Annotated in this window: 15 protein-coding genes; 7 read left to right on the forward strand and 8 right to left on the reverse strand. The window is 38.3% G+C overall.

Features of this window, described 5'->3' with window-relative positions; translation table 11 throughout:
* The first annotated feature begins 7 nt into the window (after positions 1-7).
* Positions 8-1,078 carry a DUF418 domain-containing protein gene (locus PESP_RS19725; RefSeq protein WP_089349704.1) on the forward strand — a complete coding sequence of 357 codons (1,071 nt, stop codon included), beginning with the start codon at positions 8-10 and terminating at the stop codon, positions 1,076-1,078.
* Between the two features lie 85 nt (positions 1,079-1,163).
* Positions 1,164-2,150, forward strand: a complete 987-nt coding sequence (rluF, locus tag PESP_RS19730; protein ID WP_089349705.1) for a 23S rRNA pseudouridine(2604) synthase RluF — start codon at positions 1,164-1,166, stop codon at positions 2,148-2,150.
* Between the two features lie 16 nt (positions 2,151-2,166).
* On the opposite strand, the gene PESP_RS19735 is transcribed toward rluF, so the two are convergent.
* The 5 genes from PESP_RS19735 to PESP_RS19755 form a co-directional block, all read right to left on the reverse strand.
* Positions 2,167-2,721 carry a hypothetical protein gene (locus PESP_RS19735; protein WP_164504456.1) on the reverse strand — a complete coding sequence of 185 codons (555 nt, stop codon included), beginning with the start codon at positions 2,719-2,721 and terminating at the stop codon, positions 2,167-2,169.
* A gap of 45 nt (positions 2,722-2,766) precedes the next feature.
* The gene (locus PESP_RS19740) at positions 2,767-3,021 is read right to left on the reverse strand and encodes a MetJ regulator of methionine regulon (protein WP_089349707.1); all 255 of its coding nucleotides are present in this window, start codon (positions 3,019-3,021) and stop codon (positions 2,767-2,769) included.
* A 126-nt stretch (positions 3,022-3,147) separates the two neighbouring features.
* Complete coding sequence (locus tag PESP_RS19745; RefSeq protein WP_089349708.1) at positions 3,148-3,888, reverse strand: putative quinol monooxygenase; 741 nt, start codon at positions 3,886-3,888, stop codon at positions 3,148-3,150.
* A 305-nt stretch (positions 3,889-4,193) separates the two neighbouring features.
* On the reverse strand, positions 4,194-7,274 hold the full coding sequence (locus PESP_RS19750) for an efflux RND transporter permease subunit (protein WP_089349709.1): 3,081 nt from the start codon (positions 7,272-7,274) through the stop codon (positions 4,194-4,196).
* A 2-nt stretch (positions 7,275-7,276) separates the two neighbouring features.
* Positions 7,277-8,359: an efflux RND transporter periplasmic adaptor subunit gene (locus tag PESP_RS19755; RefSeq protein ID WP_089349710.1), complete on the reverse strand. Its 1,083-nt coding sequence runs from the start codon at positions 8,357-8,359 to the stop codon at positions 7,277-7,279.
* A gap of 123 nt (positions 8,360-8,482) precedes the next feature.
* Between PESP_RS19755 and PESP_RS19760 the strand changes: the two genes are divergently transcribed.
* Positions 8,483-9,385 (forward strand): LysR family transcriptional regulator, encoded by a 903-nt coding sequence (locus PESP_RS19760; RefSeq protein WP_089349711.1) that lies wholly within the window; start codon positions 8,483-8,485, stop codon positions 9,383-9,385.
* The gene (locus tag PESP_RS19765) at positions 9,369-9,680 is read left to right on the forward strand and encodes an MGMT family protein (RefSeq protein ID WP_089349712.1); all 312 of its coding nucleotides are present in this window, start codon (positions 9,369-9,371) and stop codon (positions 9,678-9,680) included. The genes PESP_RS19760 and PESP_RS19765 overlap by 17 nt, the downstream gene beginning before the upstream one ends.
* Positions 9,681-10,209: 529 nt before the next feature.
* Here the strand turns inward: PESP_RS19765 and PESP_RS19775 are convergent.
* The 3 genes from PESP_RS19775 to trhA all read right to left on the reverse strand — a co-directional run bounded on the left by PESP_RS19775 (position 10,210) and on the right by trhA (position 12,373).
* A complete protein-coding gene (locus PESP_RS19775; protein ID WP_089349714.1) occupies positions 10,210-10,605 on the reverse strand; it encodes a hypothetical protein in 396 nt (131 codons plus the stop codon).
* Between the two features lie 359 nt (positions 10,606-10,964).
* Entirely contained in the window at positions 10,965-11,465 is a 501-nt protein-coding gene (locus PESP_RS19780) for a hypothetical protein (RefSeq protein ID WP_089349715.1), read from the reverse strand.
* 278 nt (positions 11,466-11,743) lie between these two features.
* Positions 11,744-12,373: a PAQR family membrane homeostasis protein TrhA gene (gene trhA, locus PESP_RS19785; protein ID WP_089349716.1), complete on the reverse strand. Its 630-nt coding sequence runs from the start codon at positions 12,371-12,373 to the stop codon at positions 11,744-11,746.
* Positions 12,374-12,558: 185 nt separating this feature from the next.
* Here trhA and PESP_RS19790 point away from each other — a divergent pair, with 185 nt between their 5' ends.
* From PESP_RS19790 to PESP_RS19800, 3 genes are all read left to right on the forward strand, one after another.
* Positions 12,559-12,918 (forward strand): hypothetical protein, encoded by a 360-nt coding sequence (locus tag PESP_RS19790; RefSeq protein ID WP_089349717.1) that lies wholly within the window; start codon positions 12,559-12,561, stop codon positions 12,916-12,918.
* 228 nt (positions 12,919-13,146) lie between these two features.
* The gene (locus tag PESP_RS19795; RefSeq protein WP_089349718.1) at positions 13,147-13,419 is read left to right on the forward strand and encodes a hypothetical protein; all 273 of its coding nucleotides are present in this window, start codon (positions 13,147-13,149) and stop codon (positions 13,417-13,419) included.
* Positions 13,420-13,641: 222 nt separating this feature from the next.
* The gene (locus tag PESP_RS19800) at positions 13,642-14,223 is read left to right on the forward strand and encodes an LON peptidase substrate-binding domain-containing protein (protein ID WP_089349719.1); all 582 of its coding nucleotides are present in this window, start codon (positions 13,642-13,644) and stop codon (positions 14,221-14,223) included.
* The last annotated feature ends 22 nt before the right edge of the window (positions 14,224-14,245 follow it).

Raw genomic sequence — 14,245 nt, forward strand, 5'->3', positions numbered from 1 at the left:
TTACAATATGGATTTTATACGCGGTATTGCCGTGCTTTGCCTTGTTTATATGAACGGCTATGCATTTGGATTAGGGGACTATATCTATACACCACTAGCTAAGCCACCTTTTAGTGATGCCGTAATTCAAACCCTTAGTAGTATTTTTATTGATGGGCGCTTTAGAACCCTTTTCAGCCTTCTTTTTGGTGCTGGGCTATTTATACAATGGCAGCGCTACAAAGCAACTATCCCTATTAAAGCGAGGCTTTATTGGCTTATTATTTTTGGTTTAGCGCATGGGTTTTTACTTTGGGCTGGCGATATTTTATTTGTGTACGGCGTATGTGGTTGGTGGGTACTTAAATACCTCGATAGCAATAATAATGTGCTTTTACAAAAGGGCATTTTATTTATGTTACTAACCTGCATTGTAAACTTTTTGTTTTTAATGAACATGCCTGATGAGAGTATTTATCGAGATTCTAAAGCATTTTCAGATTTATATAACCCACTCTATATTGACTATTTTATCAGTAACTTAGGCTACAATATACTTGCAGTTATAGCGGTCCCATTTTTAGCTTTTTTTATGTTTGCGGGCATTATGCTAATTGGTATGTATTTATATAAGTTAGAGGTATTTAGCAAAGGACTTACTTCGCAGCAGTTATTTGTGTGCGTTAGTGGGGCGCTTACTTTTACAAGCTTAAGGTTATTAGTCCCTCAGGAAAATGATGGTTTAAGTATAGCGATTCAAGAATTAGTAAATGCATACGCAGCACTTTTTGTCGCTGTACTTTACATACACCTTATTGCTAAGTTGTGTAATAACCGTGCACATGTCGGTACGCTTATTCAACAAGCGGGTCGATTAGCATTTACCCTATATATAAGCCAAACCTTAATGCAATTACTGCTTTATAAAGTTTTATTCCCACACTGGGCATTAAGCTTTAACCGCATAGATTATTGGTTAGTGGCAACCGCTTTGGTCGTTGTGCAACTGTTATTCACAGCGCTTTATAGCCGTTTTTATACACAAGGGCCGCTTGAATTTATATGGCGCAAGCTCACTCAAGCAAAAATTAGTGCCTAAACACCTATTTATATTAAATTAGGGGCGAAAAATATGTGTGTGTGGTTTACACTAGTCGCCTTTAAAATTACGACTGTTAAGTGCCATGACCGAATTAAAACGTTTAAATAAATTTATTAGTGAAACTGGGTTTTGCTCTCGCCGAGAAGCCGATAAATATATTGAGCAAGGTCGTGTAACGGTTAACGGTAATGTGCCAGAAATGGGCGTTAAAGTAGCAGATATTGATATCGTTTTGGTTGATGGTAATCCGCTTCGTGAAAAGCCAAAGCGTGTATACATAGCTTATAACAAACCAGTTGGTATTACGTGCACAACCGAAAGTAAAATTCAAAGTAACATAGTTAAAGCCGTTAACTACCCAACTCGTATTTTCCCTATTGGGCGATTAGATAGACCATCAGAAGGGCTAATCTTTTTAACCAACGAAGGGGATATCGTAAATAAAATTTTGCGCGCTGGTAATAATCACGAAAAAGAATACGTAGTCACGGTAGATAAACCACTAAATCGCCAGTTTGTAACCAAAATGGCAAACGGCATCCCTATTTTAGATACTGTTACTAAAAAGTGTAAAGTTACTCAAACTGCTCCGCAAGAATTTAAAATTGTCCTTACTCAGGGTTTAAACCGCCAAATTCGCCGTATGTGCGAATACTTAGGCTATGAAGTTGTTACATTAAAACGTACACGCATTATGAACGTGACGCTAAAGGGCTTAAAAGTAGGGCAGTGGCGACATTTAACCGATGTAGAAATGGCGCAAATTAACGACTCGATAGCCGATTCGGGTAAAACACAAGAGCACTCGGTTGATAACAATAAGCAAAATAGCACCGGTAATAACAATAAAGGCGAGCCTAAAAAGCGTGATTTTCAGGGCGAAAACCCACGTGCATTTAATAATGAACGAGGCACACGCACGCAAAGAAGTAACTCACCCTTTCAAAAACGATCAACTACTTATGTTGGTAAAGGCGGAGTAGGTAAAAATACGCAAGGCGATGGTAAAAACTCAAGTAATAAAAAGCCAGCAAATCGTAAAGCTGGCACGTTAAGTTTAAAAAAGTAGTGTAAATATACCCTAACTACCACTGTATTTGATGAACTATAGCCCCTAGAGGGCTTTTAACGCCCACTATGTTTATATTTTCGTTTTGTAAGCGCTGTAGCTTACTCTTATCTAAATACCATCTAAAAGAGCGCTTTCTGTAATTATTTAAATCTAGCACAACCAGCTTAGCGCAGCTGTATTCGTAATCAGTCGGGCATGCCTCTACAGCAACTAGCTGATACTCTTGCTGCCAACTATTATCGCTATAATAATAAGCCCACAATTTTATTGAAATACAAAAAGCAGCCCACAGCCATAAGTAAACTAGAACAGGTATAAACAAAATACCAAGCCAGCCCCTAAGCTTCCCATCGTGTTCTAGATAATCTTTAAAATTTGATTTAAATGTTATACATGCGTTGTACTTTTTATATCCGTACATACCTGCTGCAATGCTTAGTACCACTGATAAAACAGGGAATAACTTATGTGTTAAAAAATCATAAGCGGTGTTGGCAATAAATGGCGGGTCTAGGTTCTCGTCCCAAGCAATAAAAAGTAGGGGCGGGAATAGTAAGCTAGACGTCATTATTATTCTAAAAAGTTGCTTTGCTGTCACTCGAGGTTCTACTTATTAAATGCTAAAGCCAATATAAAATAAGAGTATACCTAAATAAATAGCAATCGCCGATAATGAGTTTTTAGAACGTAGGCGGTTAATTAAGTCTTGGGTGCCATCAATCATGCCGGAAACTACCAGCAATAAGCCCCCTGTAAATCGATAGTTATTTAAGTTTACGTTACCTTTTTCGTCGGTTATAAAACATAAATAGCCAAAAAGTATAAAAACACAGCCCGTCATTAATATTATTAATTTTAAATTATGCACTGTTGTACCTTTACCTTGAATACAAAAATGCCATAACCGGATAGGCTATGGCATTTAACTATAAGGTATCAATAGAGCAAGCTGCAATAATATTTGCTCAACTCGATTGTTATTAAAAGAGTCAGATTACTTAGCAAAACCACCTAATGGTTTAAGTAATAATGGTGCTAGTGCTGCGTGTTTATCTGTCAGCTCTTTTGGTAAATCACCTAAATGTACCATGCGAGTGGGTGTTGCTGCAGCAATCCAACGCTCAGCGTGATCGTCCCAGTTTTGAATATGAATGTGCGATGCTTCTAAATCTTTAAAACGCTCGTAAACCATAATGTCGCCATCGTCAGACATATAATATTGGTAGTTTAGTGTGCCAGGCTCTGTTTTAGCGCGCTCTACTTGTGAATTCATAACTTCACGAAATTCTTCTAGTTTACCTGGGTTTAGTTTAGCCTCTACAATCCAGCCAAAGTTTTCAAATGTTGTGTTGCCGTCTTTTTCAACTTGGCTTGTTTGTGCTTCTTCGCGAGCAAAACCACCAAAAGGTTTTAACCATAATGGGCTTAGTGCTGCATGGCGCTGGCGCACATCATCAGGTAAGTCGCCTAAATGCACCATGCGAGTTGGTGCTGCAGCTGCTATCCAACGCTCTGCGTGGTCATCCCAGTTTTCAATGTGTTCGTGTGAAGAGTCTGCATCAGCAAAGCGTTCATATACAAGTACATCACCTGCATCAGATAGGTAGTACTGATAATTTTTTGTGCCCACTTCTGTTAGTGCGCGGTTTACTTGAGAGTTCATAACAGCTTTAAAGTTTTCTAATTCACCAGCGTTAAGTTTAGCTTCTACTATCCATCCAAAATTCTTAAACATAATAATCTCACTTATAAATAGGCCCACACAAAGGGCAATTAAAATTAAAAGCAGTGATTTTCCTGCAATTAATACCTAGCGTTTGCGTTAACTAGATAATGAAGTAAGTTTACATCTGAAATTTTAAATTGATAATGGAGCTCATTGTGAAATGAATTTTTAGATTTTCTATATAATAGCCAAGTTGAATAGAATTAGATTAGTTAATGCTAAATTTGAGTGGGATTAAATTAAAAATACAGCCCATAAAAAAAACGCAGCTCATAAAAAGGAGCTGCGTTTAAAGTGTTTACAGTTTTATTAGATTACTTTCTTGGTTCGTAATCAATCTTAAATACCACGGTGTAAAGTACCGGTACCACAATTAGCGTTAGTATGGTGGCAAAGCCTAAACCAAACATTATAGTTACCGCCATTGACTGGAAGAACACGTCAAATAATAGTGGGATCATACCTAAAATAGTGGTTATTGCGGCCATTGCTACAGGGCGCACACGGCTAACACCCGATTCAAACACAGCTTGATAAGGCGATTTACCATCGCGGAGCTCAAGATTTATTTGATCGACCAACACAATGCCGTTTTTAATTAACATGCCGCTTAAGCTTAATAAGCCAAGCAATGCCATAAAGCTAAATGGCGCATTCATTATTAACATGCCCGCACTTACACCAATAATAGCAAGTGGCACAGTAGCCCAAATAACTAAAGGTTGTTTAAGCGAGTTAAATAACAGTATGGTTACCGCAAACATAGCTAAATAGCCTAATGGTAACGAGCCAAAAATAGCGGCCTGCGCATCAGATGACGATTCATATTCGCCGCCCCATTCTAATTTATAACCACGCGGAAGCTCTATCGCTTCTACCGGCCCTCGTATACGGGCAAATAATTTAGCCGCGGTTTCATCACCTAAAACGTTTTGATCCGCCATTACCGTTATTGTACGTTTACGGTCGCGGCGCATAATTAAGCTGTCTTCCCACTCAACCACAAACTCGTCAACCACTTGCGTTACTGGCACAAACACGCCAAGTACTGGGCTGTAAATTTGTAAATCGTGAACGCTTTCTACATTTAAACGCTCATTAGCAGGGGAGCGGGCAATAATAGGCAACAGTTGCGTACCATCTCTGTATACGCCCACTTGTTTACCAGAGAGGCTAGTAAGCAGCACATCATCAAGGTCAGATTTACTAATACCTAAACGGCGCGCTTTTTGTTCGTTAAACTGTGGGCGAATCATTTTAGTACGCGCACGCCAGTCATCACGAATATTATAAGCCCCTTCATCCTTTGCTATAACGTCTTCTGCTTTAGCTGCAAGTTTTCTAAGCACTACTGGGTCTGGGCCTGTAAAGCGAGCTTCAATTTTAGCATCGGTAGATGGGCCAATTTCCATCGGCTTAATTTTAAGCTCGGCTGAAAGAGGCGTACTTTGCGAATATTCACGCACCTTTTGCATTACTACAGCAACCGCCTCGCGGTTTTTTACTCTAATAATAAGCTGTCCATAAGAAGAGTACGATTTTTGAGGGGCATAAGTAAGCATAAAGCGCGGCGCACCTTGACCTGTTGTACTTGTTATTTCTTCAACGAGCTCTTCTTTTTGTAAGTAGTTTTCTAGCTTTTTAATGCCATCGAGCGTTGCACGTATATCTGAGCCTTGTTGCTGCCAGTAATCTACATAAAACATCGGCGTATTAGAGGCTGGGAAAAACGACTGTTTAACCGCGCCAAAGCCAACTACTGCAGAGCAAAGTAATACAACCATAAGAACAAGTGTTGTTTTACGATAATGCATAGACACATCTAAAAGTGCTTTATAGCCTGTAAAAATAAAGCCTTTGTATGGGTCGTCGTCTTCCTCTTCGCCCTCAGCATTTTTACCTTTTTTAAACTCGTCTTGTTTAAACATTAAGTTTGCAAAAAATGGCGTAAGGGTGATGGCGGTGATCCAGCTTAATAAAAGCGAAATAAATAATACCCAAAATAAGCTGCCAGCAAATTCACCCGTGGCATCAGAGCTTAATCCAATGGGAGCAAATGCAGTAATACCAATAACTGTCGCGCCTAGTAGTGGCCATTTAGTTTGCTCAACAATATTAACTGCCGCTTTTAATTTAGTTTGGCCACGTTTTAAATTTATTAATATGCCCTCGGTTACTACTATGGCGTTATCTACCAGCATACCTAGGGCAATAATAAGTGCGCCCAAAGAAATACGTTGCAGGTCTATGGCAAACAGCTTCATAAATATAAAGGTGCCTAAAACGGTCAGCAACAAAATACCGCCAATTAAAATACCGCTTTTTAAACCCATAAATATAAGCAGTACCACAATTACAATGGCAATAGCCTCTACAAGGCTTACAATAAAACCATCTACCGACTTTTCTACTTCTTTAGGTTGGTTATATACCGATTCAACATGTATGCCGTGTGGGCGCTGGTATTCAAGCTCTGCTAAGTGCTCGTCAATACGTTTACCTACATCAACTACGTTAACCCCGTTCATAAACGACACACCAATTAACAGTGCTTGCTCTGAGTTGTAACGAATAACATTAGTAGGTACTTCTGCGTATTCTCTAAATACTTTTGCTACATCGCCTAAATAAATAAGCTCACTTGCACCAGGTTTTGAAATAAGCAGGGTTTCAAGCTCACTTACATCTTTAAATTCTCCGGTTGGGTGAAAGCGAATAGACTCATCGCCAACGCGTATTTTGCCCGCGTTAGACACCGTATTTTGTGATTGCAGCAAACCAAAAATATGGCTTGGGGCTATACCTAGTTGAGCCAATTTACGTGTAGATACTTCAACCATAACTTGTGGTTGTTGCTCACCAGCAATAGTCACTTTACTTACACCTTTAACAAGTACTAGTTCACGCTTTAAGTAATCGGTGTAGTCTTTTAGTTCATCGTAAGAGTAGCCATCGCCAGTAACCGAATATAAAACGCCGTATACATCGCCAAAGTCGTCTAAAATAGTGCTTGGGTAAACGCCGCTTGGCAGCGAAGGAGAAAGGTCATTAATTTTACGACGCATTTCATCCCAAATTTGGCGCAGCTGCTCTTTTCGGTAGGTGCTTTTCATTTCTACCGAAATTTGAGATTTACCATTTGATGAAATAGAGGTCACGTAATCAACATATGGGAGCTGCTGAATCGCATTTTCAATAGGGAAGGTGACTTCTTCCTCTACTTGCTGCGGCGACGCACCCGGGTACATGGTAATAACCATGGCTGTTTTAAGCGTAAACTCTGGGTCTTCTAATTGGCCTAAGTCAAAATACGACACACTACCGCCAATTAACAGCAGCAGTGCAAACATCCAACTAATTACTTTTTTCTCTATGGAGAGTTGCGCAAAGCTCATAATTATAAGCCTCGCTCTTTATTCCATGGACGTACTTTCATGCCTTCATCTAGTGAGTGCACACCGGCAGATACAACCATTTGGCCTTCTTTAATACCGCTAAGTACTTCAATACCATCACGGTGAACTTGCCCTACTTTTACAGCCTGCTTATTAACAACACCTGTTTCTGGGTTGTATAACCACACATACGCGTTATCAGAGACGCTTTCTTTTGCTTCAGAAAAAACCGACTCAACGGGTAATATGGTATACGCTACTTGCGAGCTAGTAACTTTAGATAAATCAATAAATACACGCCCTGTCATACCGGCAAGTAAATTAAAGTCATTAGGTACTGGCAGCGAAAAAACAACTTGGTAGGTCAGGGTGGTTGGATCGGCCTGTGTATCCCACTCTTTTAAATCAAGGGTGTATTCTTTTTTTGCAAATCCATCAAACACAACGGTAGGGTGGTAATCGGTCCCTTTTTTAATGCGCGCTATTATTTTTTCAGGAACTTGTATTTCTACATCCATTAAGTCGCGTGTTTCTAAGCGTAAAATGTTTTGCTTGGCTTGAATGTTTTCAAAGTTTTTAACAAACACTTTAGCCACAGTGCCTGCAAATGGTGCGCGTAATTCGCTGTATTCTAGGTTTGTTTCGGCAATTTTAAAGGCAGATTCAGCTACCTGCATATTGGCTAATGCTTCATCGTATTCAGACTGGCTTGCGATTCTTTTTTCAAGTAATTGCTCAATACGACCAAGTTGCGACTTAGCAAGCTCATAGCGGGCTTTTCTATCATCGTATTGTAATTGAAAGTCTTCTGGGTCAAGCTTTGCCAGTAGCTGACCTTTTTTAACTTCTTCACCTGCTAAAACCGGAAACTCAACAAGCTCACCATTTACTCTAAACGCCAAGTAAGAGCCTTGGTTTGCAACTACTTCAGCAGGAAAGCTGCGTACATTTGTTTGCGAATCATGTCCAATATTAAATAATTTAACAGGCCTTATGGGCTCTTCTTTTACTTGCTTTTCAGGCTCTGAACAGGCCATTAAGGTAAGTAAAGTCGTAGTAAGTATACATAGACGAAAGAGTTTCATGTCTTCTCCGTGGCAATGATGGGCAAAATAAGTAAGTGCAGGATACGCTGCAACCATATAAAATAAAATTCATTAAATTTTAGAAACATAATAAGTTTTATTTATGATCATGTTGAGCGCAGTATGAAGCTGAATCAATTACAAATTTTAGATGCCATTGTACAAAGTGCAAGTTTAAGTGGCGCGGCGCTTAAATTACATAAAACTCAACCAGCGCTTACGCTTGCCATAAAAAACCTTGAAGCAAAAATAGGTTTTGAGTTACTAGATAGAACCAAGTACCGATTACAGTTAACTGAAAAGGGGCGCGTTTTTCATCGCGAAGCACAGCAACTTTTACACGCTAACGATGAATTAGCGCAACTTGCCAAAGAGCTCGCTTTAGGTAACGAGCCGCAATTTAGAATATGCTACGAGCAAATTTGCCAAAAGCAAAGTTACAACGAGATCATAAGTAATACTTTTAGGTTGTTTAAACGTACAGAATTTAATTTAACCAGTGGCAAACGCTTTGTTTCTTTAGAGCAAGTAAATAGCGGTCAAGTAGAGCTAGGCATTGGCCCGTGGTTTGATTTATTCCATGCAACAGGGCACTTAGAAAGCCTGCCAATAGGTAAACTTAATATTGGTATAATTGCAGCGGCCAATACGTTTCCAAAAAATATCACCTTTAGCGAGTTACAAAATTACCCCTGTTTGGCCATGTTTGAAAGCGACTTAAGTATAGACAGCGATAAGCTTTCATATTCCAAAGGCTCAGCCTTAATGAAAATAGATGACGTAACCAATTTAAAATCGTTTTTATTACAAGGCGCAGGCTGGGCAATGATGAATATAGATTACTGCGCGCCGGAAATAGAAGCTGGGCTTTTACAGCAAATACATATAAACGACAGAGAAGATGAGTTTGGTATAGAAGTTCGCGCATTCAGGCGAGATGCAATTCATCACGGGCCCGTTGCCCGCTCAATTTGGGATCAGTTTAAAGTACTCAGTGAGGCGTATTTAAATGAACGAGGATATTAATAAAGAAACCCTCATTTACACCATTATTGCAAATATACCTGCAGGTTTTGTGGCAAGTTACGGGCAAGTAGCAACGCTTGCAGGTTACCCGCAAAATTCACGTTTGGTAGGGCGCTTATTAAAGGTAATGCCAAACGACTCGGTGATACCTTGGCACAGGGTAGTAAACAGCCAAGGAAAAATATCGTTTCCTGAAGGCAGTGATAAATACCAAGAACAACGCCAAAAGCTATTATCAGAAGGTGTTAGTTTTAAAAATGATAAAGTGAATATGCGCGAGTGTAGATGGGAGTGATAAGACAACTCGTGAAAGATAAGTGCTAGTGTAGGTCGGGTAAGCGAAGCGCCATCCGACACAGTAAAATACCTAGCCAATTATTCTCAATATTTTATGATGTCGAGTGGCTAGAGAGTGCCAATTGCAGACTCTCTGGAGTTAAGGTTTGTCGCTTTTAATTGATGCTTATATACATAGAAAATGAAACTACCTTCAATATAAATATGCCTCACAGCTGATTATCAATCGTCCATGCCACCATTTTCTTTAATTACATGCCTTAAATGGGTAATGGTATTGTCGAAACTTATCAAATTTATCTCATTATTATCGTAACCATGTCTGCGTAAATGCTCTATGGCCATCTCAGCATTAGTTACTGCAGCGCATAGTGATCGAACAATAATATCCCGCTGAATGATTTTATAACTGCTCAATTTATCTGGAATATCATATTTGAGGTTGTGCATCTCACTCAGTAAAGTTCTTGCGGATTTGACTACCTGTATTCTTGATTTATCTAAGCTGCTATTAAGTATTTCGATTCCTACAGTGCGAACCAAATTACTCTGTGCCTTAAAGCATAAAGCATAAAGCATAAAGCATTCTCATTTTGAAGACTTACCTCAAAGTTTTCTTGCCGTTTCTCTTCAACTCTAATTTGTAGCTCATTTGCATGTTTTCGATTGTCTTCTGCTCTTTGATTTGAGTAAGCTTGCTGTTTATTACTTTCCCCTTGTGTACGTATTGTTATAAGTACGCCAATAAGCGATAGCAAAGCAAGCAAAGGACTAACTATACCGCTAAAGAAAGCCCCAAAGTGGGACCATGCTTCAGTTGTACCACCGTGACCAAGTCCAAAGTTTTTACTCCATAAAAACAGTGGTATGGACATAAAAACTCCCGCTAATACCAATGCAATCCCGATATATCTTTTTTTCATATTCCCTCACAACGTCAGAGCATTTTGGTGATTTTATAAGATTACCTTTGCCATTTTTAATGAGATTTAAGCTACTTTCGCAAAAAGCATGATCTACAAGCGCTCATATTTTCTCCACTATAAAAATTAAGCATCTGGTTCTCGCGTCCTATTTATGGCTTATATAGACATCCCAGGATTTATTTAGATCTTTTAGGGTTAGTTCTTCATATTTCTCTAATAATTTTAAAATTATTAAAGTTAAACTTTGCACAACCCCTACATTTCAGCTCGCTTTTAATTAACAGGCACTAGCATGGCGTACTCAATACGAAAAGCTGCCGGATTTTGTACCTATGAAGCAACAATCAATGCATGATTTAACGACTCGTTAACGGGATGATTTTAAAAATGTAATTTTTCTGCCCGTCTCTGACATAACTGATTTCCATACACTGGCCTTTAGTGATGAAGTTATCGGTATGATCATCTCCAGTAAAATATAAACTTTGAGTGTAATTACTAAATTGGAATCTTGTATTTTCAATTACGAACGTTTCCGTACGGTAGTTTGTTGGTGAAGTCTCAGAATTGTAATGTTTCACGCATCCAGCTACCACCTGATACTTTTTCTCATCAATGATTTGGCGTAAATGTGAAACTTTAAAGTAACCAAAGATACTATCCGATACCAAAACGCAAGATAAAAATCCAAATCCCAAAAGAAATTTTTGGCTACTTATTTTTAAAATCTCTGAAATATATTGAGTAATATCAGAAAATTTAAATAACATAAATAAAATCAGTACTATTGGGAAAATAGGTAAAAGCTGAACTAAGGCAAAACCTATCTGAGTTTCAAAATATGCACCTGAGTTCAATTTAGTCCTGATAATAATTTAATAGTGCGCTAGTCGCGCATACTTCTGTCGACGCCACGCTAATTTTCCTGCATGATATAGTTTTAGCAAATAACCTAAGGTATTACTATCACTAAGTTTTCTAAAATTTTTAGGTAAAGTTAAGTGAACCAATATGCGCGCAGTGCTCATTTTCATGAATCAATGCACAAAGAGCAGCCTACCAATTAATCCACGACGATATTTGGCCAATCTCAATATCCAGCTATCGCTCAAACCAGACCAATGGCTTCACTAGCCTAATAAACATATTTACTAATGGAAATATAATGGCAAACACACCCAGCAATCACAAACAAATGCCAAATAGCATGGCTAAATTGGGTGCTTTTAGCGCTGTAAAATAAAGTACCTAAGCTGTAAAAAATGCCACCGGCGAGTAACCAATAAAGTGCGTTTACATCAATATTTAAATAAAGCGGGTATACAATAGCTAGGGCAAACCAGCCCATGAGTAGGTAAGTAGCTAACGATACTTTTTTGTTACCATTTTTAACTAGTATTTTATAAGCAACGCCACCAAGCGCGACTGCCCAAATAAAGCTAAGCGTACCCCAAGACCAAGCGCCATTTAGCGATAGTAATAAAAAGGGGGTATAAGTACCGGCTATTAATACGTAAATTGCGCAGTGATCACACTTTTTATAAAAGGCACGCAGTTTAGGTTGTACGCTTGCGTGATAAAGAGTGGATGATAAAAACAAAATAAATAAGCTTGCCCCATAAACAGCTGTGCTTATATATGCTTTGGCACTGCTTGCTTGTTTAAACAAATCCCACATTACAAATACAGCAAAAACAATACCTAATGCGTGGCTAATTACATTGAGTTTTTCTTCTTTACGGGAATAAGGCGCGTCTATTGTCATAACAAGTCCTACCACTATTTAATTGTATTTGAGTGTACATGTGTACGCTCAAAGTTTCAATTCATGTTTAGTAACTCTTAGTAGTAGTCTTTTAATTATAAGTTTTTATTTTTTAATTGATTTTAAAAGGAATTAATACACTATAACGCAGTCGAACGATTTCAATTATTTTAGGTTCATTGATCATGAAAATAGAAAATAAAGCCGCATTATTGAGCGCTATTGTTTACCCAGGTGCTGGCCATTTTGCGTTAAAAAAGTACTTAATAGGGTGTATTTTTGCTGGCGTATTCACTGTATTACTGTTTATGACGCTTGGCGACATTATGGCTATTGCACAGTGCAGCGCGAATGAAATTTTATCAGGGAAAATACCAATGACTGCTACTGGTATTTTACAAGCAGCCCAAAACCCATCACCTGAGTGCGCAAAGCTTGCTGAGTATAAATACGTGCCGTTAATGGTTGTTATTTGGCTACTAACCGTTATTGATTCATATCGGCTAGGTAGAAAAGCTGCAGAGCTTTCTGGCGTAAGTAAGTAATGTATTGATGCTAATGAATATAAGAATAAAACTATGGTTTACATATTCCCTAAAAATTAGTCAAAACGTTAATTTTATTGGCCAAATTAACCAGCGCTGAATGTTGTGTTTATAAGTGAGTGTAAATAAAGTTATTTAAAAACAATTGGTTAAATTTTAGTTTTTTGTTGGCACAACCCTTGATTATGTTATTGCGTCTAAACAATATACAAAACAAGGAATACCATTATGAAACATTCAATTAAAATCGCTATGGCAAGTTTATTAGTATTAGGTTCTACGCAAGTACACGCCAATGAAGTTGACCTAGATGTAACTGATATGATTACCAAAAATGTAAAAAGCTATGTGAATCAAGCTACCGCTGAGTTTAAACAATCAGTTTCGCAAAGTCTAAGCTTTGATGCCCAAGCTGTTTTTGATGAGTTAGTTGAACAAGCTCAGCAAGATGACGACAAAAGTGCAAAACAGCCAGTAACTACTGAAGCTAACGTTAAATAAGCACAAGGAATAAGACGATGAGCAATGAATTAGGATTATTTGCACTTATGTTAGCGCCCGTTGTAAGCATGATTAGTGTTTACTGTATGGTTCAGGTTATAAAAAGTATGGGAAGCTGGATTAACTTTTGATAACTGGGTAAATAATTCGATTTAATAAAGCTGATCGACTTAATAAATGCGCACGTAAATAAAGGCAGAGTAATTTAAAGAAGTAGACTTTATGAAACGTGCGATTTTCCCATTACCAATATTTGTGTTACCTGAAGGCTATACGCGTTTGCGTATTTTTGAGCCAAGGTATTTAAATATGGTAAAAACCGCACTACAAAACAACCAAGGTTTTGTACTTTGCACATACCAACATGACACCCCTTTTAATATTAGCGCTCAAGGCTGCTTAGTTGACATAATTGATTTTGATCAAGATACCAGCAATATGTTGCTGATTGACGTATACGCTTGCAAAAGCGTGCAAATAAACGATGTGTATCAAGACGAAGATTCACTTCGTCACGGCTTGCTAAGCGAGTGTAATACGCCTTATTGGTACAACGATAGCAATGCTGACATTAGCCCTGACAACCAAAGGCTTGCTGATTCGCTGCACAATGTGTTTATAAACAATGAAGAACTTTTAACTCTTTATACACAAACCAAGTTTGATAATTTGGCGTGGGTTGCCGCCCGCTGGCTTGAGTTACTACCCATATCAATCGATAAAAAACAGCAACTTGCGTTTGAAAGTAACTTTGCCAACTTACTAAACTTCCTCCATACTGTGATTAACAATGAATTTGCCTAATTTAATGTGATCTGTGTGTGTT

It is taken from the genome of Pseudoalteromonas espejiana DSM 9414 (assembly GCF_002221525.1).
In the GTDB taxonomy this organism is placed as follows: Bacteria; Pseudomonadota; Gammaproteobacteria; order Enterobacterales; family Alteromonadaceae; genus Pseudoalteromonas; species Pseudoalteromonas espejiana.